The 23560-nt window shown below is 59.3% G+C and carries 19 protein-coding genes; 6 read left to right on the top strand and 13 right to left on the bottom strand.

Annotated elements, in window-relative coordinates; translation table 11 throughout:
- Positions 1–60: 60 nt before the first annotated feature.
- The 3 genes from KM295_RS09305 to KM295_RS09295 all read right to left on the bottom strand — a co-directional run bounded on the left by KM295_RS09305 (position 61) and on the right by KM295_RS09295 (position 2725).
- Complete coding sequence (locus tag KM295_RS09305) at positions 61–456, bottom strand: DoxX family protein (protein ID WP_256029673.1); 396 nt, start codon at positions 454–456, stop codon at positions 61–63.
- Positions 457–524: 68 nt separating this feature from the next.
- Positions 525–1895, bottom strand: coding sequence for a geranylgeranyl reductase family protein (locus tag KM295_RS09300; protein ID WP_256029672.1), 1371 nt, complete (start codon positions 1893–1895; stop codon positions 525–527).
- A 74-nt stretch (positions 1896–1969) separates the two neighbouring features.
- Positions 1970–2725 carry an SDR family NAD(P)-dependent oxidoreductase gene (locus KM295_RS09295; RefSeq protein WP_256029671.1) on the bottom strand — a complete coding sequence of 252 codons (756 nt, stop codon included), beginning with the start codon at positions 2723–2725 and terminating at the stop codon, positions 1970–1972.
- A gap of 110 nt (positions 2726–2835) precedes the next feature.
- Here KM295_RS09295 and KM295_RS09290 point away from each other — a divergent pair, with 110 nt between their 5' ends.
- Positions 2836–3120: a DNA-directed RNA polymerase subunit L gene (locus tag KM295_RS09290; protein ID WP_256029670.1), complete on the top strand. Its 285-nt coding sequence runs from the start codon at positions 2836–2838 to the stop codon at positions 3118–3120.
- 12 nt (positions 3121–3132) lie between these two features.
- Here KM295_RS09290 and KM295_RS09285 read toward each other — a convergent pair whose 3' ends face one another.
- Together KM295_RS09285 and hisF are read right to left on the bottom strand one after the other, a co-directional pair.
- Entirely contained in the window at positions 3133–3948 is an 816-nt protein-coding gene (locus tag KM295_RS09285; RefSeq protein WP_256029669.1) for a hypothetical protein, read from the bottom strand.
- 57 nt (positions 3949–4005) lie between these two features.
- Positions 4006–4821 carry an imidazole glycerol phosphate synthase subunit HisF gene (gene hisF / locus KM295_RS09280; RefSeq protein WP_256029668.1) on the bottom strand — a complete coding sequence of 272 codons (816 nt, stop codon included), beginning with the start codon at positions 4819–4821 and terminating at the stop codon, positions 4006–4008.
- Positions 4822–4919: 98 nt separating this feature from the next.
- On the opposite strand from hisF, the gene KM295_RS09275 reads away from it, so the two are divergent.
- The 3 genes from KM295_RS09275 to KM295_RS09265 all read left to right on the top strand — a co-directional run bounded on the left by KM295_RS09275 (position 4920) and on the right by KM295_RS09265 (position 6784).
- Entirely contained in the window at positions 4920–5339 is a 420-nt protein-coding gene (locus tag KM295_RS09275; protein ID WP_256029667.1) for an EamA family transporter, read from the top strand.
- Between the two features lie 53 nt (positions 5340–5392).
- On the top strand, positions 5393–5962 hold the full coding sequence (locus tag KM295_RS09270) for a thioredoxin family protein (protein WP_256029666.1): 570 nt from the start codon (positions 5393–5395) through the stop codon (positions 5960–5962).
- A 150-nt stretch (positions 5963–6112) separates the two neighbouring features.
- Positions 6113–6784: an O-methyltransferase gene (locus KM295_RS09265; RefSeq protein WP_256029665.1), complete on the top strand. Its 672-nt coding sequence runs from the start codon at positions 6113–6115 to the stop codon at positions 6782–6784.
- A 186-nt stretch (positions 6785–6970) separates the two neighbouring features.
- Here KM295_RS09265 and KM295_RS09260 read toward each other — a convergent pair whose 3' ends face one another.
- The 3 genes from KM295_RS09260 to KM295_RS09250 form a co-directional block, all read right to left on the bottom strand.
- Positions 6971–8050 (bottom strand): mandelate racemase/muconate lactonizing enzyme family protein, encoded by a 1080-nt coding sequence (locus KM295_RS09260; RefSeq protein ID WP_256029664.1) that lies wholly within the window; start codon positions 8048–8050, stop codon positions 6971–6973.
- Between the two features lie 104 nt (positions 8051–8154).
- On the bottom strand, positions 8155–9261 hold the full coding sequence (locus KM295_RS09255) for a zinc-dependent alcohol dehydrogenase (RefSeq protein WP_256029663.1): 1107 nt from the start codon (positions 9259–9261) through the stop codon (positions 8155–8157).
- A gap of 59 nt (positions 9262–9320) precedes the next feature.
- Positions 9321–9944: an RraA family protein gene (locus KM295_RS09250; RefSeq protein WP_256029662.1), complete on the bottom strand. Its 624-nt coding sequence runs from the start codon at positions 9942–9944 to the stop codon at positions 9321–9323.
- A gap of 138 nt (positions 9945–10082) precedes the next feature.
- Here KM295_RS09250 and KM295_RS09245 point away from each other — a divergent pair, with 138 nt between their 5' ends.
- A complete protein-coding gene (locus KM295_RS09245) occupies positions 10083–11177 on the top strand; it encodes a mandelate racemase/muconate lactonizing enzyme family protein (protein WP_256029661.1) in 1095 nt (364 codons plus the stop codon).
- Between the two features lie 145 nt (positions 11178–11322).
- Positions 11323–12972, top strand: a complete 1650-nt coding sequence (locus KM295_RS09240) for a long-chain fatty acid--CoA ligase (RefSeq protein ID WP_256029660.1) — start codon at positions 11323–11325, stop codon at positions 12970–12972.
- 376 nt (positions 12973–13348) lie between these two features.
- On the opposite strand, the gene KM295_RS09235 is transcribed toward KM295_RS09240, so the two are convergent.
- The 5 genes from KM295_RS09235 to KM295_RS09215 form a co-directional block, all read right to left on the bottom strand.
- Positions 13349–13882: a hypothetical protein gene (locus KM295_RS09235; RefSeq protein ID WP_256029659.1), complete on the bottom strand. Its 534-nt coding sequence runs from the start codon at positions 13880–13882 to the stop codon at positions 13349–13351.
- A gap of 492 nt (positions 13883–14374) precedes the next feature.
- The gene (locus KM295_RS09230) at positions 14375–15364 is read right to left on the bottom strand and encodes a hypothetical protein (RefSeq protein WP_256029658.1); all 990 of its coding nucleotides are present in this window, start codon (positions 15362–15364) and stop codon (positions 14375–14377) included.
- Positions 15365–15742: 378 nt separating this feature from the next.
- Positions 15743–16009 carry a hypothetical protein gene (locus KM295_RS09225; RefSeq protein ID WP_256029657.1) on the bottom strand — a complete coding sequence of 89 codons (267 nt, stop codon included), beginning with the start codon at positions 16007–16009 and terminating at the stop codon, positions 15743–15745.
- A gap of 61 nt (positions 16010–16070) precedes the next feature.
- The gene (locus KM295_RS09220) at positions 16071–19433 is read right to left on the bottom strand and encodes a helicase-related protein (protein WP_256029656.1); all 3363 of its coding nucleotides are present in this window, start codon (positions 19431–19433) and stop codon (positions 16071–16073) included.
- Positions 19426–23550, bottom strand: a complete 4125-nt coding sequence (locus KM295_RS09215; protein WP_256029655.1) for an Eco57I restriction-modification methylase domain-containing protein — start codon at positions 23548–23550, stop codon at positions 19426–19428. The genes KM295_RS09220 and KM295_RS09215 overlap by 8 nt, the downstream gene beginning before the upstream one ends.
- Between the last annotated feature and the right edge of the window lie 10 nt (positions 23551–23560).

Below are 23560 nucleotides of genomic sequence, written 5' to 3'. Positions count from 1 at the left end.
CAAATATCCCAACGCTGCAGTGCGGTTCGGGAAGCCCCGTCGGTCACGACGGGGAGGAGGTCACTTGTACGCCTCCCGGAGGAAGACCAGCGCCGCCCCGAACATCGCGAGGTTTCCGAAGAAAGCGAGCCGCTCGCCGGATCGACTGTCCTCGTCGGCGTTCCAGAAATCGTGCATCGTCGCCGTCACGACCGTCAGGAAGGTGACGGCGGCGCCGGTCGCCAGCCGCGGTAGCCGCCACAGCGCGATCCCGGCACCGGCGAAAAGCATCATTCCCGACGCGAACGGGGCCGCGACGTCGGGCATCGGGACGCCGGCTGATTCGGCGTATTCGACAGTATCCTCCATATCGCGGAAGTCCTCGGAAGCCTGCAGGGCGAGTCCGAGCCCGAACAGGAGTCGTCCGATCCGGGAGGGTGGTCCGTCCGTATCGTCGTTCGTACTCGTCGAACCCATACCCAGTCTTCGCCGGCCGGCATTATAAACCGTAGTGTCGGTTAGTCGCCGGCCTTCGGGGGCCGCACTCAGTACTTCGACTCGGCGCCGGTCTCGGCGTAGATGTCGTCCATGATGCGGTCGCGTTCCCCTTGCCACTCGGGGAACGCCTCGGGCGTCGAAGGGTACCCCTCGTAGTGCTCCAGCAGTCGATCGGCCAGCGACTTCGTCTCATAGAGGTTCTTCAGTGTGCCCCAGTGACCGAAGCTCTTTATCAACACCCGAAGTTTGAGGCCGAGGCCGACGCTCGCCGACCCCGAGTACAGCGCGTCCGAGAGCTTCCCGGCGGGAAGGGCGGCGAGCAACCCTATCAGGTCGTCCAGGTCGTAGGCGGTCGAGAAGATGTTGTAGACGTCGAGGGCGGCGTACCGGCCGCCGTAGTGGTCCATGACGCGTTCGTTGTACCGCCACAGCGATTCCTCGCTCACGTCGCCGTCTTCGATCGCCTCGATCGCCTGCTCGCCGGCGTACTGGCCGGCGTAGGCGGCGCCGGCGATCCCGCCGCCGCTGATCGGGTTGACGTGGGCGGCGGCATCGCCGATCGCGATATACCCGGGTGCGACCGCCGAATCGTACGGTCGGCGCGTCGGCAAGGCCGCGCCGAGTTTGTCTTTCACGGTCGCGTTTTTCAGTTCCGGCCGGCGGCTGATGTCCTCGCGGAGATCCGAGACGAGTTGCATCGGTTCCTCGTTCATCTGAAAGCCCAGCCCGACGTTGATCTCCGTCGGCGTCCGCGGGAAGTACCACAGGTACCCGGCCGACCGCTTCGTCGGCTTGAACACGAGGGCGTCCGACCACTCGACTGGGTCGTCGACCTCGATGATCTCCCGGTAGGCCGAGGAGAACTGCGAGTACCGGACGTTCGTATCGAAGGTCGTCCCCTCGAAGTCGGCTTTGTCCTGCAGGATCGAGAGCGCCCCCGCCCCGTCGAGGACGATATCGACCTCGTAGCGTCTGTGTTCGCCCCGCTTCGTCGCCTCGAGTCCGATCACCCGGCCGTCGTCGTCCTGTAGGACGTCCTGAACGACGGTGTCGTAGTGGAACTCCGCGTCGGCCCGTTCAGCCCCGTCGATGACTCGTCTACCGTACTCGTATCTGTCGATGACGGCGAGTTCACCCGGGACGGGGATATCGAGGACGGCGTCCTCGCTGGGGATCTCGAACTGTCCGTGATCGACCTCGGTGTTGGTAAACGAGCCCTCGATGTGGGATTTGGGGATGGATTCGGGGAATTTGTCGGCCCCTTTCAGGGCGTCGCCGCAGGCGATGTGTCCCGCTTCGGATTCGTCCTTTCGCTCGACGATGACGACGTCGTACCCGGCGTCGGCGACGGTGGCCCCGGCGTAACAACCGGCAGTCCCGGCCCCGACGATGGCGACGTCGTACTCGAACGTAGTCATATGTTCTCTCAGCGCCGGGGGCGCAAAACTCTTTATTATGCGGACCCGGGACGGCCGACGATGTTTTGCGGCCGTCAGCGCGCCGTCCAGCCGCCGTCGACGGCGAACGTCGAGCCGGTCGCATACGAGGCGAGATCGCTGGCGAGAAAGACCGCAGGCCCGGCAATCTCTTCGGGGTCGGCGAACCGATCCAGCGGCGTCCGCTCCTCGATCGATCGGCGGAGCGTCTCGTTTTCCTGGAGTTCGCTCGTGAGGTCCGTCGCGACGTACCCCGGCGCCAGACAGTTGACCCGCACGTCCGGCGCCCAATCGAGCGCGAGGCTCTTTGTCAGTCCCACGAGACCGTGTTTCGAGGCGACATAGGGGTGCTGGCGGGGGAGCCCGACCAGCCCGCCGACGCTGGCGACGTTGATGAGCGTGCCCCCGTTTTCTGAGAGCGGCTCTTCGGCCGCCCGGGCACAGGCGAAGGCGCCGCCGAGGTTGACGTCGGTCACGAAGTCGAACCCCTCGTCGTCGACTGCCTCGGGCGTCCCGAGGGCGGAATCGGGGTTGACTCCGGCGTTGTTGACGACGACGTCGATCCCGAGGTCGTCGTCGATCCGGCCGAAAACCGCTTCGACGGCCCTGGTGTCGGTGACGTCGAGCGTTTCGACGTGGCTCTCGACGCCGCGCTCGCGGACCGCCTCGACGACCGCCTCCACGTCGGATTCCGTCCGCGAGAGCGGCACCGCGTTCGCCCCCGCCTCGGCGAAGCCCAGCGTTATCGCGCGCCCGATACCTCTCGAGCCGCCGGTTACGACCGCGGTCTTCCCGGAGAGATCCAGTTCCATACTCCCATCGGCGGACGCCGGGGACAAAAACGTATCCTGACCGACTTCGAGCCGTTCGAAACTCCGCCGTTCCGTAACGCTCATACGGCGGATCGGCCTACAAACAGGTAATGGACCTGCGCGTCATCGAGAATCTCGAGACCGAGCTTTCGATCGAGATCCAGGGAGAGGATCACACGTTCATGAACGTCCTGAAGGGTGCGCTTCTGGAGGTCGACGGCGTCGCTGCGGCGACTTACGACATGAACCCCGAGCAATCCGGCGGCCAGACCGACCCGATCGTGACGGTCAAGACCGACGGCAGCATCGACCCCCTCGACGCGCTCGAGGCGGGCGCCCGTCGGGTCGAGGAAAAAACCGACGCTTTCCGTGAGGCGTTCGAGGCGGCCGCATGACCTGAAACCCAGTCAGCAGGCCATATAGCCGACGAAGACGGTCCCATCGGGGCCGACGTGGACAGTAATTCCCTCGCTCTCAGCCTCCGACAGCACTGCTTCCCGGAAACTCTCGGTAGTCAACAGATCGTCGGCGAGCGCGTCGGCGAACGCCGATTCGTCGTCGAACGAGTCGGTTCCGACAGACGATGTCGCGACGCCGAGTCTCGGCTGAGATCCACACTGAAGATCGAACGCGGAAGCGTCCGGCATCGATCCGTCGTACTCCGAATCGTACCTTTCCGCGACCCGATGGCGGGTGCGGTACTCGATGTAGGTGCCGGTACCGTCACCGCCGAGTTCACGTTCCGGGGCTCCGGCGCTCGCCCGTTCGGTCTCGAACCGATCGTGGAGTTCGCTCTCGACGGCGCTGAGATCCAATCCCCCGGACTGATCGCCATCGGCCGGTGCGTCTGGTGGGGCCGGCGGACCGCCGATTCCCGGGAACGGAACGACACCGGTGACGACGAGGACCACGAGTCCGAGCACAACGACGACCCCGGCGAGATACGGCTTGCCGACCGTCAGGTATCCCGGCGAGGAGATGTCATCGAGATTACTCGCGTCCGATTCACGTTTCTCGAGGCTGTGGCTCCCACACCGCGAACAGGGCGGCGAGTGTTTGACGTGCTCGCGCCCGCAGTCCGTACAGACCCACACGAGCGACCCGCTCTCGAAAGTCGAGTCGGTCGCTGCCGAGACCGGCTCGAACGTCTCGTGTCCGCAGGTCTCACACGGCGGATCATCGGAGTCGTACTCGCGACTGCACCACGCACACCGCCACTTCACGATTTCAGGTACGGTCGATGGCAGAATAAACCCTTCCGCTCGCACTGCGGCGCCGAATCAGATCCGGATCGGGATCCCCTGTTCTTCGAGGTGGCGTTTGACCTCGTCGACGGAGTACTCCTCGAAGTGGAAGATCGACGCCGCCAGCGCCGCGTCGGCCCCGGCCTCGGTGAACACTTCCGCCATGTGTGTCGGCGAACCACAGCCCGACGACGCGATAACGGGCGTGCGGACGCTGTCACAGACGGCCTTCGTCAGCGGGATATCGTACCCGTCCTTCGTCCCGTCGGCATCGATCGAGTTGACGAACAGTTCGCCGGCGCCGCGGTCGGCCGCCTCCCTGGCCCACTCGACGACGTCGATGCCGGTTCCCTCCCGGCCGCCCTTGACGGTACACTCGAACCAGCAGGACTCGCCGTCGACCTCGACGTAGTGTTCGCCGCTCTCGTCGAACCGCCGCCGGGCGTCGACGGAGATGACGATACACTGACTGCCGAAAGCAGCCGCACCCTCGCCGATCAGTTCGGGGCGTTCGATCGCGCCGGTGTTGATCGAGACCTTGTCCGCACCGGCCCGGAGCGTCTCCTTGATGTCGTCTCTCGTCCGGATCCCCCCGCCGACCGTCAGCGGGATGAAACACTCGTCGGCAACCGCCGAGACAGTATCAAGCATCGTCTCTCTACCCTCCGCCGAGGCGGTGATATCGAGGAAGACGAACTCGTCGGCACCCGCCTCGTTGTACTTCTTTGCGAGTTCGACGGGGTCGCCAGTGTACTCCAGGTCCTCGAAGTTGACACCGGTGTAGACCGCCGCCTCCCCGTCGTCGTTCAGATCCACGTCGATACAGGGGATGATCCGTTTCGTGAGCGTCATTAACTGTCTCTACGTTGGCCGGGTTCGGGTTTGACGGTTTCGGCACCGATCCAGCACGATACCGGTAGGAACTTTTCGGAGTCGGACGGCGTTCCCGTATGCAGTATCTCTGGTATGCCCTCGTTGCGCTGGTAGCGTACACGCTCGTCGCACCGCTGGTAAACGTCGCGATGCGGGATCTTCCGGCGGATGTCGTCGTGTTCGTGACGAACGGAATTCTCGTGATCGTGGCCCTCGGCATCGTTCTCGCGACCGATCGCCCCTTCGTTTCGATGCTGACACACGAGGACGCGCCCTATATGTACGCGGCGGGGATCTGTCTCGCTGTCGGCATCATCGCGTACTACCGGGCGCTTGCGGCCGGGCCAGTGAGCGTCGTCGTTCCGATCTTTGGCCTGTTTCTGGTCGGGAGTTCTGTCGTCGGCATCGTGGTCCTCGATGAGGCCCTGACCGCCCGAAAGGCGATCGGGATCGCCCTCGCCGTTGTAGCGGTCTTTCTGACGACGTTCGAGGGGTGACCTCCGCGTTCGTGTCGCGATAGTTTTTGTTAGTGGATGACGAACGGACACGTATGGCACTGGAATCCGAATCCGACGTTATAGAGCACGGCGACAGGGCTCCCAACTTCGAACTCGAGGGGACCGACGGCGATACCCACGACCTCGAATCGTTCGACGATCACGACGCCCTGCTCGTCGTCTTCATGTGCAACCATTGCCCGTACGTCAGGGCGAAGTTCGACGCGATGAACGCGATCGCGGCCGACTACAAAGACGTCGCCGTCGTCGGGATCAATTCGAACGACGCCGAGGAGTACCCCGAAGACTCCTTCGGGAAGATGGTCGAGTACGTCGAGGACGGGAAGATCGATATCACCGCCTACCTCCGAGACAAGAGCCAGGACGTCGCGAGGGCCTACGGTGCGGTCTGTACGCCCGACCCGTTCCTTTTCGAGAACGACGACGACGTCTTTCGACTCGTCTATCACGGCCGTTTCGACGACGCGTTGAACCCCGACGACGAGCCGTCGGGCAGACCGGGCGAAGAGATCCGAAGCGCGATCGAGAGCGTCCTCGCCGGCGAAACACCCGAGGCGGAGTTCCGACCCTCCCGCGGCTGTTCGATCAAGTGGCGCGGATAGCCGGTCGGCCAGGGTTCGTAGCTCCGCGGCGATGGCCAGCGCGTCAAACCGACCTCTACGGACGGATCCAAACCCGGCTGAACGAACACCCCGACCAGGTAGCGTTCCCGGCCGGCCGAAACCGCTGACAGAAACGGAGACGAACATCGTATGACAGTTCCGAACGACATCGAACGGTTCGCGACGGCGATCAGCCCACGACCGGACGAGGTGCTGACGGAGATGGACCGTCGCGCCACGGAGACGGGTTTCCCGACCGTCGGTCCCGCCGTGGGCGGCTGGCTCCAACAGCTCGTCGGCCTCGTCGGGGCCGAACGCGTCTTCGAGTTCGGATCGGGGTTCGGGTACTCCGCGTACTGGTTCGCCCGGGCGCTTCCGGCCGACGGCGAGATCGTGCTCACCGAGATCGACGCCGACGAACTCGAGGCGGCCCGCGAGTACCTCGATCGCGGCGGCTACGCCGACCGGGCCCGGTTCGAACTCGGCGACGCCATCGAGACGATCGAGCGCTACGAGGGATCGTTCGAGACCGTCCTCATCGACAACGAGAAAGACCGGTACGTCGAGGCCTTCGAGGCGGTCCGATCGAAGGTCCCCGCTGGCGGGGTCGTCGTCGCCGACAACGCGATGGAAGGCCCCTTCGCGTTCGAGACGATCCGCCGACTCGTCATCGACGGGGCGGACGCCGAGGATCTGGACGCCCCCGACGCCGACGCGGCAGCCGGGATCGCGGCGTATCTCGAACACGTTAGATCGACCGACGACTTCGAGACGACGCTTCTGCCGCTCGGGGAGGGACTCGCGGTCAGCCGGCGGCGTTGAGTTTGGTTTCTCAAGTGGTTTTACCGGAACGTTCCGCCGTTCACATATCGCCGTTGATCGTCCCGGCAGCCGTTGTCTTTCGGGTCCGGTTACTCTCCTCACCGACGGACTCATTAATTGACCGTTCCTTATGCGTAAGAGAGATCGATTCGATCGCGTTGCCCTCGGTGAAATCGCCAACGTGGACTACTCGGCCGCGTATCGCTCCAGTCCCTCGAATTCGATACCGTGTCCCGGCGATTCGGGCGGATACAGGAGCCCATCATCGGGCGTCGGTGGGGAATCCATCACCGAATCGAGCACCGTCGAGTGGTGCTCGATATACGGGATGTTGTCGTACCCTGTCGCCAGATGGACGTGGATCGGTTCGATATAATGGGGCGAGAGGGAGAGCCCCCACGCGTCGGCGAGTTCGGCCACCTCGATCCAGGGTGTGATCCCGCCCACACGTGCCACGTCCGGCTGTACGACGTCGACGCCGTCGGCTTCGATCACCTGTTTGAACTGGGTGGGATTGTAGTAGTTCTCACCGGTCGCGATCGGGGTATCGACGTGGCTCCGCAGGTCCCCATAGGCCGCGTAATCCCCCTTTTCGAGCGGTTCCTCGAGCCACGCGAGGTCGACATTCGACAGTTGGCTGGCGAGCCGTCTGGCCTCGTCGACGGTGTACGCGCAGTTCGCATCGATCATCAGATCGACGTCCGGGGGAAGCGCCTCGGCGACCGCCGTAACGCGTCGGGCGTCCTCGGCGTGTCCCCGGCCGACCTTCATTTTCACGCCCGCGAACCCGTCTTCAGCCGCGCGCTCGGCGTTATCGACGAGCGTCTCCTCATCGTAGTGGAGCCACCCACCATGAGTTTCGTAGGCTGGAACGGGCTGTCTATCGCCGCCGAACAGCCTATAAAGGGGCGTCCCGGTCTCTCGCCCAAGCAGGTCCCAGGCGGCGATATCGACGGCCGACAGGGCGAGTTCGGAGATACCTTCACGGCCCACAAACGTCGTTTCGGCGGTAAGCGTGCTTCTGATCTCCCGGGGTACAGCCGGCTCGTCGAGGACAATCGGCGCACAGACGGATTCGAGAAACGTCTCGATCGCGGCCCCGCCGCTTCCGATCGTGTAGGTGAACCCGACCCCGCGGCCGCCGGTCGAGGTCGTTAACTCCACGGTGACGAGCTCTAGAACGTCGAACGACTGGGTCGCGTCTTCCAGCGCCGTCTCGTTGGGGATACGATAGAGCCCGGTTTGAATATCCGTGATCTGTGACATATGTGGTCATCCCGGTACACGCCACCCGATGTATTAATCCCTTGCAACGCTGTCGCGCCGGAGCTTCCGTTCGATCGCCGGCGTTCCGAAACCGCCAGCGGCGGTCAGTCCAGGACGAGCTGGGCGGGACCCATCGCGTCGTAGTCATTCTTGTTTAGCGTGATCTCGATCGCGTCCCCGACGCTATCCAGCCCCGAGAGTTCGTGGGTGACGTACGGTTCGATCGAGACGCGCCCGTCGGCGACGAGCCGGGCGGCCATCTCGCCGGCATCGGAGTTCGGTCCGAGGGGGACCGTCCCCGCCATGTCGACTGGGTTGATCCAGTCGATCATCTTTCCACGGTACGGGCGCGGATCGAGGGTCATCTCCTCGGTGAGGATCCCGACCTGTACGATGGTGCCGTTCCGTCTGGCCATCCGGAACGCCTGCGCGAGGGGATCGTTCCCCTCGGTAGCGTGCGATTGGCCAGCCCCGACAGCCTCGAAGACGACGTCCGCTCCGATCGAATCGGTTTCGGCTTTGACCCGTTCGACGACTGATTCCTCCCCGGCATTGATACCAGTCATCCCCATCTCCTCGGCGAGTTCGACCCGGTTCGGGTCGATATCAGTGACGAGGACGTCCGAAGCCCCGAGACACTGGGCGACCTGGGCACACTGGTTGCCCATGACGCCCCCGCCGATCACGGCGGCCACGTCACCGGTTTCGAGCCCGGAGTCCTCTACACAGAGCATCGAACTCACGAACGGTTGCATGGCCGCTCCTTCGGCATCCGACACCGTGCTGGGGAGCTTCGCGAGCATCGACGCCGGGGCTGCGACCTGTTCGGCCAGCCCGCCGGGACGGTGAAAGCCCAGCGTCTTTTTGCTCTCACAGAGGTGCGTATATCCCCGCCGACAGTACTCACACTCGTAACAGGAGATCTTTCCCGGCGGATACACCCGATCGCCAACCGAGAGATCGGTTACCGCGTCGCCGACCTCGACGACCCGACCACTGAATTCGTGACCGAAAAGCTGTGCCGGCCCCTCGTCGAGCCGGTCTCGGATCGCCTCGAAATAGGCCGACTCCTCGCCCTGGTAGATCGCACACTCGGTGACACTGAGTTGAACGCGGCTGATATCGACGAGGACCTCGTCGTCGTCGATCTCAGGATTTGGTACTGTAGCGACCTCGAATTCGCCGAAGTCATCGAACAAGACGGCTTCCATAGCTCGTGTTGTTTCCCCGGTAAACGATAGGTATTGCGTCCGCTTTCGGAGCCGAATGTCTAGAGAGCGTTCTCCAGCGTTTCCCCCTCATCGAGCTTTTGTCTCACGCCCTGCTCCATCTCGGCGACTTCCTCGGCGGCTTCAATAACATCGGTTGCGTCGTCCCGTTTGATGGCAGCGATGCCAGTCTCGTCACCGACGAGAATATCGCCCGGTTCGATCGAGCTACCACCGACAGTCACCGGGACGGCACGTTCGGCCGGCTCGGATCCGCTCGGACCCCTCGGTGTCCGCCCTTTCGCGAACGTCGGGAACCCGAGATCACGGATTCCGGTAACGTCCCGGATCGCGCCGTTTGTTATTACTCCTCTCACTCCAGTGGCGGCGGCGTAACGCGAAAGAAGCTCTCCCCAAACCGCCTCGTCGATGCGGTCGTCGGCGTCAACGACGATTACCTCCCCTTCGTGGGCTTTTTCGAGGGTCGTTACAGGCGCACAGAGCGCCGACGGATCGAGCGTCACGGTCCGTGCTGTTCCGACGACCTCACAGTCGGTATGAACAGGATCGATATCCGGCCCTAAAACGCTCACAGCATCGAGTTTCGTATCCGCCACTTCACCAGACGAGACATGCTCGAACCGCTCGACAACGCTCTCGTCGATCGTATCGCTACCTGTTGTCATGATAGCGGAGATACGTACTTCGAATAAAACGGTTGTGTCTCTGACGGACGGAAGGGTGGTTTGAGTGTCATCGCGTGATTGACGGGACCGCGTGCGTGAGCGACATGTTTAACAATCGATCGGGCGACTCCAAGGTGCATGGAGATCACAGCGACCGACGCGTACGCGCTTCACCAGCCGATCGATCGGACTGTCGGCGACCAGCGGCTCGAGGTGACCGACGTGTACTGGATCGTCGTCGAGATCGACACCGACGAGGGATACACCGGAACCGGATGGATGGGATCGCTCGGGTTTGCCCCGGAAACGATGCTCCATCTGACGGAATCACAGTTCCTCGATCCGCTGATCGGGGCCGACCCCTTCGCTACCGAGACGATCCGAGAGCGGCTCCGGTCGCGGTCGGTCTACTATGGAGAACTCGGGCTCTCAGCGTGGCCGAGGGGTGCGATCGACGTCGCGCTCTGGGACATCAAGGCACAGGCCAGCGGACAGCCCCTCTACCGGCTGCTGGGAGGCTCGGACACCGAGCTCCCGGCGTACGTCTCATCGATGGATTCCCACCACGATCTCTCGGAGCTTGCGGACCTCCACGGCGGATACGCCGAAGAGGGGTTCACCGCGTTCAAGACCAAGGTCGGTAGCCGATCCCCCGATCGGGAGGCCGAGCGGATCCGTGAGATCCGAGCCGCCGTGGGGGACGACGCCGAGCTCTTCGTCGACGCCAACCAGGCCTGGACGGTCAAAGAGGCGATCGAAACCAGCCGGGCGATGAACGAGCACGATATCTCGTGGGTCGAAGAACCGATCTCGGAGTTCGACCTCGACGGCCACGGGAAAGTCGCCGAGGCTATCGGGCCGCCGCTTGCGACCGGCGAGATGCTGAACCGACCCGAACAGTTCACCCGTCTACTCGAGAGGGGCGGCATGGAGGTGGCCCAGCCCGATCTGATCCGGAGCGGCGGAGTGACCGGCCAGCTACACGCCGCGAAACTCGCCGCGGACCACGGGGTCCCGATGGCGTCGCATTTCTATTACTCGGTAAGCGCCCACGTCGTCAGCGCCGCCTCCAACGGGATGATCGTCGAGTACATACCGGAGTACGATATCGCTCCCATGCTCGAGAACCCACCGACGGTGGAGGACGGTACTGTCAAACTCCCCGATCGTCCCGGCCACGGCTACCGGATCGATCCCGACGCACGCGACGAGCACGAAGTGAGCTTCGATTGACCGGCCGGACTGTCTCTCACTCGCCGAAGGGCGTTTCCCGTCGGTTCGGCTCGGATTCCCTGACATCGCATGGAATCGGCCGACCCGGGCGCTACTTATTTCGCATTGTAAAGAATGAAGTTACGACCAATCGTAGAGGAGCGATATGTCAGGCGGAACCGACCAGACGTTGCGACCGTTTCTGTGGCGTGCATCGAACCTCTATCCTGATCGGGAGATCGTCTCCCGGACCCACCGTGGGATAGAGCGCTACACGTACAGCGAGTACGACGACAGGACGGCGATGCTGGCAAACGCCTTAGAGGAGTACGGCATCGATGAGGGCGACCGCGTCGGGACGTTCTGCTGGAACCACCACCGCCACTTCGAGACGTACTTTTCTGTCCCTTCGATGGGCGCTCAACTGCATACGATCAATCCGCTTCTCCCCGACGAACACATCCAGTACATCGTCGACAACGCCGACGACGAGTTGATCTTCGTCGACCAGTCGCTGGCGCCGAAACTCGCCGGTGCGGCCGCCGAAGCCCCCGAGTTCGAGGGTGTCGACTTCGTCGTCATGGGCGAGGAGGGGTCGGAGGAACTCGAGGCGACGCCCTACGAGACGTTCCTCGAGGGGCACTCGGCGGACTACGAGTGGCCGGATCTCGACGAGGACCAGCCCGCGGGGATGTGTTACACCTCGGGAACGACCGGCAACCCGAAGGGCGTCGAGTACACCCAGCAGATGCTGTGGAGCCACACGATGATGACGCTGACGCCACAGGGGATCCCGATGGAGGACGACGACGTCATCATGCCCGTCGTGCCGATGTTCCACGTCAACGCCTGGGGGTTTCCATTCACCGCGACGGCCGCGGCCGCGAAACACGTCTATCCCGGTCCCTCTCCGGATCCGGAGGACCTCGCGGGACTCATCGAGAACGAGGGCGTGACGATCACCGCCGGCGTCCCCACCGTCTGGCTCGGACTGATGGAGTACGCCGAGGACAACGAACTCGACCTCTCGGCGCTCGATACGGTCGTCGTCGGCGGCTCGGCGGCCCCGAGATCGATGATCGAGTGGTTCGACGACCGCGGCGTCGAACTCCTCCACGCGTGGGGAATGACCGAGATGTCGCCGCTCGGCACGACCGCACAGCTCAAGTACACCCTCGATGACGAAGACTACGAGACACAGCTCGATCACCGGGCCAAACAGGGGATGCTCATCCCCAGCCTCGAGATGCGGGTCATCGACGAGAGCGGCGAGGAGGTCGAATGGAACGGCGAAGACTTCGGCGAACTCTGGGTCAGGGGGCCGTCGGTCACCCAGGAGTACTTCAAGCGCCCCGACGCCAACGAGGAGGACTTCGAGGACGGCTGGCTGAAGACCGGCGACGTCGTCACCGTCGACGAGGAGGGCTACATCAAGATCGTCGACCGCGCGAAGGACGTTATCAAATCCGGCGGCGAGTGGATCTCCTCGGTCGAGCTAGAGAACGCGATCATGGCCCACGAGGACGTCTCGGAGGCCGCCGTCGTCGGCGTTCCCCACGAACGGTGGCAGGAACGGCCGGTCGCGTTCGTCGTCCCGACCGGGGGAACTGACACCGGACGGCTCGACGAGGAAATCATGGACCTGTTGCGAGAGGACTACCCCAAGTGGTGGCTGCCGGACGCCATCGAGTACATCGACGAGATCCCGAAGACCGCGACCGGGAAGTTCTCCAAGAAAGACATTCGCAAAGAGTACACCGACGAGTCGCTGCTCGAGGGATCCGTCCCCGAGGAAGCCGCACCCGACGACGACTGACTGCCCGGACGCTCCGGGCGTTTTGAACCTACTCGTTCGCTAACGGTTACGATCTCTTCGGTCGCTCATGCGCGGGACCGGATTCGAACCGAAACAAGAAATGCTCGCTCACAGCCGTTCGCTGCGCGTTCCTTGCAGGGTTCGAATCGGTTCTGCTCTCTCGCTTCAGACGATTCGCTACGCTCGTCGTCTTCCGTTCAGTGCGCGGGACCGGATTCGAACCGGCGGACCCCTACGGGATAGCGTCCTAAGCACAAACGCACCTAAACCGGCGTTTGAGCCGGTTAGCGGCTATTCTTGCTTCTTAATCGTAGCTAACATCCGTATTTCAGCGGCTTTCTTTATATAACTACCTACCGAACAGGACTACGCGATACTAACCCAAGGTGATCGACTCTGGATCAGGAAGTGCGTCAAGATCCTCAATAAAAATAGAGCGGTTCCAAAACCCGTAGTCAGACTCAACGCGTGTCGCATCCTGCAATTTATCTCTTGATGCACCGCCGAATAATTCAACGCGCCATCCCACAAGTGTCTCCGGATCGTCCGGACGGTCGATATACGCCAAGACATAATAGTCCGCATCAAGCGCGTGTTCTTTGACCCAGAGCCGATCAGGATACTTTCGTCGAGTCTTCACGTCCACCTCACGTACTTCATTGTTGACCTGCACAGTGAAATCTGAACCCCCATCCGAGATTTCAAAGATGTTCGCGTCTACCTGTAAATCATAGTAGATGGCGAATCCGAGTTCACCCATGATCCCGACGAAGTTGTCTTCTATCGGATTCCCCTCTCGGGTATCATTCCAATCCGTTTCATCCTCGTAGAACTCGTTACGCGCCTCTGCGTGGCGTCTCGCCCATCTTACTTGTCGAGGTGGGATCGATACTATCTGCGACACTACCACATACTTAGAGTCGATGCGAGGGGTAACTGTCGGTTGCTCTTAATCATCAATATAGTCGTCTCTTTGGAGCATATAAATGATCTTGAAAATCAAGAGACTGCGGCCGTACGTACTGGCAAATAGGTACGTACGTGCGAGATAATAGAGGGGGTAGTTCAGACACAGACTGTGAGTGCCGGCCAACCGTTTGTGAGTGGCACCTCCTCGGTCTTCCGATAATACTACTCTGAGCCTGCGTCGTTGATCCGAAACCACTTGTGCGACAAGGGGCGTGATTAGTGTCGGTTCTTTGAGGAGGACATCGAGTTTATGCAGGAGCGTATGCCAACTCACGCTGGAGGCCATAAATAATAATATATTGATGGGAAATAAAACCGAGATACACCTCTCGAAGCGGTAGAAACTCAGGTTGCCGACTTGGTTGGCATACATCTGTCCGATTAATAGAACCTCCTCTACTATTGGAATGTGAAACAGAACGAACTAAGTGATTTAGTTGGGATACTGATCTTCGTATCTGTTTATAACGAAGGTAAGGAATGCTCCCACCTGATGGAGCAAGAGTATAGAATAATCTTGGTCAAAGGTTTCGTGTCGCTTTCTATCTCCACCTGTTCGCTGGACACCAATTTGGAGCCCGTTGATGACTTGTTCCCACTCAGCAAACATTGCCTCATTAGGGTCAAACAACCCGTTGTCCTTAATGGAATTTAGATAAGCACTCACACCATCACCTTCGTTATTCCAGCCACGCTCTTCAACGCAGATTTTGATCAAAACTGCTTCAAGACTATTGTATAGCTTTTCAGCTATAAGATACGAGAACTGCTCATCTTGATACTGAGTCCATGCTTCATTATATGGGCTGACTTCCTCTTCCCACCTCCCTTTTTTTCCTAACGCCCGAAGCTGCTGATCTGATTCGATTACGGATTTATCAGCTAACGTTTCAAAATGGATATTAAATGGCTTCTCAGGTCGAGACGGAGTGCTGCTATGTCGTGAACTGTAACCGCTACTGTTCTTTGCTTCTCGATACTTACCGAGGGCCTCAGCAAAGGTTTCTATTTCGTTCTTTTCTGGGCGTATCCGTAGTAAGATACCTTCTTCAACAAGAATACGTCTTAATTTGTGATCAATATCAAGAAGTTCTTCAATGGGATGGTTTTCGCCAGATAACGTAGACTCCTCCCACAGCTCATTGATTAATATTTCTATCAGAGTAAGAACATCATCGTGGCCTTCTGTTGAAATAAACTTATCAAGTGATTGTTTTGCAGGGCTCGTGTTTGCCGTTTCAAAGTAGTTGGCGTGTTTTCCAACTTCGGTTCTGTACTCGGTATATGCATCAGCAATCTCTGCTCTTGTTGCAATCTGATTCAATGAGAAAGAGATGCGATTCGCCGCTGTATCAGTAAACTCTTGATGGATACGTTGCTCAACTTCGGAGTTGCGATTACTCCAAGGAACCCAGCGACTCATTAATGAACCTGATGCTCACTCGGGTTAAATAGTTGATGTTAACCAACATCTCACTGATTAGTTATTTTATATTCGAACCATCAGGTGTGGAGATCGGGCCCGTAAGTTGTACGGGGAGCAAACGCGAACAAGCCGCAGAACCTGCTGACCTCTATATGCCGTCGACGTTCTTCAGCAATGCGCGTGAGTACGTCGAAGAGAATTGAGAAAGGATACCGGACTCCGCTGGACGTGATACCGGCTGATGGTAGTCGGGGGATCAAAATGGTAGAGGAAGTTTCTTGAACTGATCGCAGCCCGGGCCGGCATCCGTGGTGGCATGGGTTCGGTCTTCCGTTTATCGGTTTCACTACTCATAGAGCCGGATCGATTTCCGCTCTACTCGGTATCTTCCTCCTGCTGGGCAACACACCACTCGAATAGCTCTTGTTGCCGTTCCTTTGAGGTAGGGCCGAATAGGCGTCCGAGCCGATACCCCAAGTTGTCCCATGTAAGATTGGTTAACTCTGGATCATCGTTGTATCGTGAGGACTCATCATCGCCTTTCACTGCGGCACCCCACCCACGTTTGAATGCTCCTTGCCGGTCAGGCCCCGGGTCATCTCGTCGATGATCCTCATCGTACTCGATCAGATCTGATGGCATACGCTACCATTCACCAGGAAAGGAAATAATTCTCCCGCCTAATTCGAGTAGCACCCAAGGTCTACGTTCCGAACGTCACCTGACTCATCAGCTGCGGTCGGTCATCCTCACTCTCGTTTTCTTCGGGAGTGACAACCATCCAGCAAATGAGCTTGACCTCGTCTTCCTGAATCGGCGAAAGTGGGTCTGGGGCTTCAAACGGCTGAAGACCGAGATCATCGACTTTCTCGACCAACTGTCGGGACTTCTCAACCGGACCGAGGCCCTCGTTCTCGTATATTTCGCGGAGCTCGCGTTCATACCGCCGGCCCCACGGAGCCTCAACGGCTTCAACCGTCTCCTGAAGCCTGTCTTGTGTCATGTCGTCCGGCCAGTTCTCCCGCAAGTGCTCGCCGACTTCACGAAACAGCTTCCGGATGTCAGGCTGGACGTTCAGCGGGTCAGTCTGCTCTTGCCACTGGGAGTAGATATCTGAGCGGGCTGTCTCCCACGCATCGTACACGCGATCGCGCATTGTGTCCGGGAGCGTTCGTTCTGTCTCCTCGGTACACTCGATTCGCTTCAAGCACGTGAGCGTGTCCTGAACGATCTCGTCCTCCTCCTCCATCCCTTCAGGGAGGAACCGCATGAATACCTCATCACCAATCCGTGCGCAGAAAAAGTAACCTGGGTTGTCGCCAACGAAGCCCGAGCCCGCCGCCCACGGAAGCGAGGTAACCTGATCTTCCCGTGTCTCGAGCCCTTTCCGGAGTTCTTGACGGTACTCCTCTCCGGAGTAGGCGGCCGCAGTCCCACCACCTTCCTCGTAGAACTCCGTGTCTTCCTCTTGGATCGCCCCGATGTCTTCGACACGCTCCGCGAAGTTCTGGTTCAGCGTCTCCATCTCCGGGATGACGCCGCCACTAACACCGATTGATCGGGCGGCCTGCGTGAGCTTCTGTCGAACACGATGTTCGAGCTCAAGGAGATCGTCGAGCCGATCTTCTGGGAAGAACGTGATCGGGAATATCTTCGAGTGCGGCGAGTTGACCCGATCGATACGCCCGTTCCGCTGGACGACTCGCATCGGATTCCATGGGAGATCGTAGTTGATCACTGTCCGGGCCTCTTGGAGATTGACACCCTGCGCGAGCACGTCAGTCGAGATCAGGATATCGAACTCGTCCGTCGCATCTGGCGGCGCGTCACCAGAGTTCGGTGCGAAACCATGAACCGCCTGCTCACGTGTTACCTCGTACTTCGACCCATCGCCGCTGACCGCCGCGATCCGCCCCTCGTAACACGAGAGCTCGTCGTCTTCGGCAACGACATCTTCCAGGTACTCGTAGATCCAATCGACGGTGTCCTCGTAGTACGAGAACAGCAGCACTTTCCGGTTGCGTCGGAAGCTCGACTCAACATTCTCTTCATCCACTTCCCCCGACTGCGCATCATTACGCGCCTCTGAGACAACATCCTGAAGCGCATCTCGTAGAGCGTGGAGCTTCTCGTCGTCTTCGCGCTCAACTGCGGCCGCGCCCTCCCGCCATCGTTCGAGAATGGCGATATCGTTTTCTAAATCTGCACGCAACCGGTCTGGGTCAGCTTCGACAGCACCGAGAGGGATGTGGCCATCGGAGGCGTCACCCAATGTCTCATCAAATGCCGCATCGCTGTCCATCTCTACCCACTCATCGATGGCATCAGGGTCGGGGAAGTACCCTTCTTCCATAAGCTGAACCGCAGCGCGGTTCTGTGTCACCATTCGCTGGAGCGTATTGGCGAAGGCGCGGCTCGACGATTCGAACCGCTTGAGCAGTCCCGTGCGGAGCAGTCCGACGAGAGAGAGCTCTGATGCGTCCTCTTCGCCTTCGAGGTAAAACGACGGGCGATACCGGGCCAGCGACAGATCAGCTTCATCGTGGTCGCCAGCGGCCAGTCCCCGGGACACGTCCTCGAAGTATGCGTCGCCGAAGGTATCAGAGAACGTGTAATCAACCCGTTTCGGGTTCGGATCGGGGAAGTTAATCCGAACAGAGCCACCCTCCCCGTCGGGCATCGTGGCGTTTTCATAGTAGTTCTTGATGAACCGCCGAGTTCTCCGAACCGTCGTCTCGTCAAGGACGTCGAACAGCATGTCCGGACTCAGATCGGACGGGTCCTCCGACTGGGCGGCCTTGAATCGCTCGCGAAGTGATCGGATGCCCTCGTTAGCAAACGCCGCGTCGTTTTTGATGAAGTAGTAAAGGAGATAGTAGAGATCCCACAGGGAGTTGTTAACAGGTGTTGCCGTGAGCATCACGACATCCTTTGGTGGGTTGCCACGCAGGAGCGTCCTGAGCGCGTGTGACTGCTGAGTGCCGGGATTTCGGAATGCGTGAGCTTCGTCGATAACGACCAGTTGGTACTCGTCGACGTCAAGATTCAGTACGTTCAGATCGCCGCCGAGTTGCCGATCGCGTCGGAGCTCAGCGTAGGATACCGTTTCGAACTGAACACCCCACTCCGAACCCTTCTGGGTCCACATCCCATCCCGAAGGTAGGCTGGTGCCACAACCAGCGCCCGCTGGCGATTCTTGTTGACGTACTGGCGGAGGAGCTCGCCAGCGATGTATGTCTTACCGAGGCCGACCTCATCAGCGACGATGACGCCGCCGTGTTTCTCGAGGAACCCGTTAGCGCGGCGCACTGCGTCCTGCTGGAAGTTCGTGAGGTTGATGCCGTCCTCCTCTTCCTTCTCCTCTTCCAGTTCTTCGCCGTATCGCTCGTACAGGACGCGCAGATAGATGAGGTACGGGTCGTAGGGTTCGAACCGTTCTTCGTACAGCGCGGCGAGATCGAACTCCTCGCTTTCGGCCCAGAGGTCGTCGAACCACTCCTGAACCTGACCCGTGACGTGAGGATTGTACGCACCGATGTTCAGCTCCAGATTCGAATTTAGCCCCGCGCCCGTGAAGTTAGACGACCCCGCGAGAACGCCCTGATTGTCCGAGAACAGGTACGCCTTCCCGTGGATGAACCGATCCTCGTGACGACGGACCTCGACACGATCGCTGCGGAGGAAATCGACCAGCTCCTGAAGATTGTCGTCGACTTGGCGAGAGAATCCAAGCAGGTCGCGGTCACGCTTGAGGTTGTGGTCGAGCGTCTGGAGCGACTCGTTGATTCGTTTCTGGTTGTACTCCTCGTCTCGAGGATCTCCGGGCTGTCGCCATCGTTCCGTGCCCTCGTTACTCGGCTGTGCACCGACAAGGAGCCGTACCTGGTCAACGTGTTCGAGGCCGTCGGAGACCGAGAAGTACCCGCGTGGGTTGAAATAGCCCGTAACGACGTCCAGGTCGGGGTCGTTGGCGAGCGTGTCGTCAAGATCCGAGAGATAGGCGTTGATCGCTGTCGACAGGGTATTGCCGTCGCGGTTGTCGACGAACTGCGGTTGCTCAGTCATCGTTTCGTGTACCCGCCTGTCGTTCCTCCTCGCGGTTTGCGTGGTCGAGATCAAGTTTATCGGCCCAGCTCGCGTAGTAGTCGAGGACGCGGTCTAAGCGTTCTTCGTAGTTCCATCCATCGTGAAACGTCTCGAAGATGATTTCGATATGTTCTCGAGAGAGGCCGTAAAGGTGGGCGACGATGGCATCCAACTCGTAGATTTTGTCCTGCATCTCCTCATCATCAAGTGGGCCGTATTCGACGCCGACCTCATCAGCCCAGCCCGCGTAGCGATCGTCAACTGCTGCGAGTCGCCCGGAGAGTTCGACAGCTCGTTCTCGGAGTCGATCATTACGGCCCGGACGAGGGACTGGTAATCCATTGAAGATGTAGTAGTCAAGGTGTTCTTCTACAAAGAGGCGCGAATACCAATCTAACGGGATACTTGATAGCACACCAATCAAGTATGCTTCATCCTTCTCATCACCTTGGGGCCACAATAAGAACGGGTCAGCATCTCTCATAAACACCCTCGGCGGGATTAACGCAGCCAAGACGGTTCTACTATTAGTCCTCTGAGTTACCCGCCGGAACGCAATACGTGGTGAGTAGCACGGTAAAGTATCTGGATCTTCTATCCAGTCATTGTCCATTTCATAGAAAGCTGAGCGAGGGTGATTTTTGCTGTTAACCCTCTTGTTCTGCAAATACTCGCAAAGGTCATTCACTTTTCCATAACCGTAATAGATGCCCGTCTCTGGCTCCCAAATGTCGAATGAGCTACCTTTGTAAACTGGCCATACATCATAATCTACAGATGAGGGGTCCTCTAAGTCTAAACAATCGGATCGCGTGATCCCTGTACGGTATGGTCGGATTCTCCAGTCAACATCCTGGCTCTTATCGACGCGAGGTGATCTCTGAATCTGTCTAAAGGCGTCTGTTGACCGTCTATCTGGGGGGAGGAGTGGGAAAGCTGCTACATCCGTCCAAGACTCAACATCCTCTACACTGAATAGATATGGATCACTGGAAACTCCCTCTTCAAAGCTTTCTGGACTATTAAATGGACCTCGGATAGGAACCATACCGTCAGAACGTTGCTTGGTAAATGCCGCTAATCCGATTGTAACTCGGACACCAATCTGGAAAGCCCACTGTCCCTTATTTTTTATAAATGTTACATCTTCGAAATCACCTTCTTTGAGAACCCGATGACGAAATTCTTCAGAACCTTTCTGCATAAATGCGCCTCGTGGCAAGACAACGCCCACTCGCCCATCTGACGAAAGTAAGTTCCAAAAACGCCAGCAAAACGCTTGATATAGATCGGGGTCGCCCGACCCGATACCGGGATAATCTCCTTCGATTAAGAACTTGCTTCTCTTTTGCTGTTCTTCTTGCCGTTGCTCAAGCTCAGTCAACAAATCAGGACGCTTGGTTTCGAGTTCTTCTATCTTTTCTTCACGTTGTTGTGAAGTCATCCCACGCTGGAGACCAGGGTAATATCGAGACCAAAAGGCGTGTCGTTCGATTTTCGCTTTTTCCCACGGGGGGTTTCCTACGATAACATCAAATCCGGATTTGTCCCCATCGAATACTTCAGGAAACGCCGTCGGGAAGTGAAGGGGACGAGTCGATTTCAAAACCTCTTGTGCTTTGTCGTAGCAGCTTTCTTCGGTTATATCGACCTCCGTATCCGAAACAGGATCGGTGTCAATATCATCGTTGATCCGTGATGCAGCGAGAACATCAAATCGCGCTCTAACTTGTTCGATCTTTTCTTCGATTTTTGCACGCGTCTCACGGGCTTCCTGCACCTGTTCGGCGCTGGCATCGGCAAAGTTACCCAGTTGATCGATGTCGTCACGGATCTCCTTCATCACGCTCTGACCGCCAGCAAACATCCCCAGGGATGACTGCTCGACATCGAGGATCTCGGTGACTTCGTCCAAAGTACCAATCCCAGCCAGTGAATCTCCGGTTACGAGATTGTAGTCGAGGAAAGTCAACGGTAGGCCAGGAACAAACGTGTGGACCCAAATTGATAACCGAGCGAGCTCAGTTGACAGCGGATTAAGATCGACCCCATAGATACAACGTCGGGCGACCTGACGCCGAAGAAGCTGACCGCGCTCAACCGGCGGCGCGTATTCCTCATCCTCGAACGCCTCCAACGCAGCATCCTCCAGATTATCGAGTTCGTCCTCGACTGGTGACAACGGGTTCTCGGTCAAGTACGCGTACAAGCGTGACTCAATCCGGTCGACAGCCCCGACAAGGAAGTGTCCAGATCCCATCGCGATGTCCGAGACGCGAAGGTCGAAGAATGCGTCTGCGGCTGCGTGCTCGCCCTCCTCTTCGCGAAGCCGATCAATCCGGTCGAGGTGGTCGTCCAGCGCGGGTTCAAGCGAGTGGTCGAGAAGATGCTCGACGAAACGTGATTTGGTGTAGTACGTCCCCGTCGCCTTCCGTTCACCAGACTGACCGTGGAGGTAGACTTCGCCTTCGTCGACGATGACTTCCTCGTCTCCAATCGTCTGCTGTCCGTCCGAGTCGACCGGGACGTAGTGTCCCTCGTCGTCGGTGGTGAGCGGCTGTTCCGCCAGCGACAGTTCGGACTCCAACAGCCCCTCGTAGATCACACCGAACTCCCTCACACCGATGTTCCGGAAGTCGACTGGACCCTGATACCCGTCGCCGGTCTCGTCGATCAGCAGCTTCGCCAGTACCGGGCCAAACTCGGCGTTGTTGAGCCGGATGTCAGCCAGCTTTGCGCCCGCCTCGGAGATGTCCTCGTCTTCGGAAAGCAAGCGGCCGTCGTAGGCTGGAAGCCCCAGCTCGTCGTGGCCATAATGGACCGCGCGCGAGAGGTGCATCACGTCGTCCCAGTGGTCATAGAACGCAGCGTCGAACTCGCTGTCGCCCTCGATAAAGTCGTGGAGATCGTGGGCCTTCTGCTTGAGCGAGTTCCGATCGTACCGCTCGTTGCGTCGCCTTGGAAGGAACTCCTCATCCTCGGCATAGGCGATGAATAGGAGCCGATAGAGCAGCACGATTGTCATCTCATACGTCTCGTCCAGCTGCTCCTTCGTGGGGTCATCCAGATTCCGCGCGCGGGCAATCGCCTCGGCGAGGTCCGGGACGACATCGTCGTAGATGCGCTCGCGGAGTCGCTCTCCCAGGGCGGCCGCGTAGTCCTTTGACCGCTCCATAATGCCGTGGAGCGTACCGTCGTCACGGAGCGCGTTCGCAGAGAACAGCAGCCACAGATACGCCGCTTTCTCGTCCGCAAGGAGGCTGGTGTTCACCTCAACGTACGTGTCCGTCCGGCCACGCGAACCAAACCCGGCGTCCGGGTTCGTCGTGTACAGCCGCAGTGTGTCGCCACTGCTCCCGATAACGTATTCGAGGTTGCGCTTGTCAGCCTCGTTGAGGGCGTAGGCGACCGGAGACTGGCCCACGAAGCGTTCCTGAGCGTGGTCGAACGATTCATCCTCCTGAAGAAACATCGCTACAGCGCGCTCGTGGCCGTCGCTCGTGTCTTTTAACACGTAGCTCTGGTCGGTGAGCTGGTCGATTTCGTAGTTGAGGCCCTTGATTAGTTCTCGTGGATCATCGTCGAACGCTTGTTGAGCCTGTTCGGTCGCATCCGCCCAGTCGTCACGGTCTGGGACACCGACTTTGAGCTCGTGCGTCGAGAGGAGGCCCTGATTACGGAGCCCAGTTAGCTCTTCTTCGAGCTGTGGAAGCGTCTCAGTGAGGAATCGCTGTGCTGTATGTCTGTCCGGTTCGTCAAGCGCGGTATCACAGACGCGGTCTGCTTGGCCACGATCAATATCTCGATACACGAGCGGCTCCTCACCGCTTGGGCCACAGAGTCCCGCGTGATCACCATAGAGGGCGACGATGAGGATTGGATTAACTCGACCGCCCCGACGGTCTGAATACGTCTTCTGGAGGTACTCTTTGGTCGGGCGCTCGCCGTGGTCAACGACTACGATCTCAAGTGCGCTTGAGCCGTTTCCTTGATAGAACTCGAACTCATCGCCATCTCGGTCGTAGTTCCACGGGCGACCGGATCGAGACTGGAGGAAGTCTGAGGGCATGATCTGTGCCACGGCGACCGGCCTCATATATTGTTGG

The organism is Natronomonas aquatica (assembly GCF_024449025.1).
Lineage (GTDB): Archaea > Halobacteriota > Halobacteria > Halobacteriales > Haloarculaceae > Natronomonas > Natronomonas aquatica.
Note: the sequence above shows the minus strand (reverse complement) of the source record. Positions and strands in the feature narration are given on the sequence as shown.

Coding starts and splice junctions, on each gene's coding strand:
- KM295_RS09305 (WP_256029673.1), bottom strand. CDS start 456: ATGGGTTCGACGAGTACGAACGACGATACGGACGGACCACCCTCCCGG.
- KM295_RS09300 (WP_256029672.1), bottom strand. CDS start 1,895: ATGACTACGTTCGAGTACGACGTCGCCATCGTCGGGGCCGGGACTGCC.
- KM295_RS09295 (WP_256029671.1), bottom strand. CDS start 2,725: ATGGAACTGGATCTCTCCGGGAAGACCGCGGTCGTAACCGGCGGCTCG.
- KM295_RS09290 (WP_256029670.1), top strand. CDS start 2,836: ATGGACCTGCGCGTCATCGAGAATCTCGAGACCGAGCTTTCGATCGAG.
- hisF (WP_256029668.1), bottom strand. CDS start 4,821: ATGACGCTCACGAAACGGATCATCCCCTGTATCGACGTGGATCTGAAC.
- KM295_RS09275 (WP_256029667.1), top strand. CDS start 4,920: ATGCAGTATCTCTGGTATGCCCTCGTTGCGCTGGTAGCGTACACGCTC.
- KM295_RS09270 (WP_256029666.1), top strand. CDS start 5,393: ATGGCACTGGAATCCGAATCCGACGTTATAGAGCACGGCGACAGGGCT.
- KM295_RS09265 (WP_256029665.1), top strand. CDS start 6,113: ATGACAGTTCCGAACGACATCGAACGGTTCGCGACGGCGATCAGCCCA.
- KM295_RS09260 (WP_256029664.1), bottom strand. CDS start 8,050: ATGTCACAGATCACGGATATTCAAACCGGGCTCTATCGTATCCCCAAC.
- KM295_RS09255 (WP_256029663.1), bottom strand. CDS start 9,261: ATGGAAGCCGTCTTGTTCGATGACTTCGGCGAATTCGAGGTCGCTACA.
- KM295_RS09250 (WP_256029662.1), bottom strand. CDS start 9,944: ATGACAACAGGTAGCGATACGATCGACGAGAGCGTTGTCGAGCGGTTC.
- KM295_RS09245 (WP_256029661.1), top strand. CDS start 10,083: ATGGAGATCACAGCGACCGACGCGTACGCGCTTCACCAGCCGATCGAT.
- KM295_RS09240 (WP_256029660.1), top strand. CDS start 11,323: ATGTCAGGCGGAACCGACCAGACGTTGCGACCGTTTCTGTGGCGTGCA.
- KM295_RS09230 (WP_256029658.1), bottom strand. CDS start 15,364: ATGAGTCGCTGGGTTCCTTGGAGTAATCGCAACTCCGAAGTTGAGCAA.
- KM295_RS09225 (WP_256029657.1), bottom strand. CDS start 16,009: ATGCCATCAGATCTGATCGAGTACGATGAGGATCATCGACGAGATGAC.
- KM295_RS09220 (WP_256029656.1), bottom strand. CDS start 19,433: ATGACTGAGCAACCGCAGTTCGTCGACAACCGCGACGGCAATACCCTG.
- KM295_RS09215 (WP_256029655.1), bottom strand. CDS start 23,550: ATGAGGCCGGTCGCCGTGGCACAGATCATGCCCTCAGACTTCCTCCAG.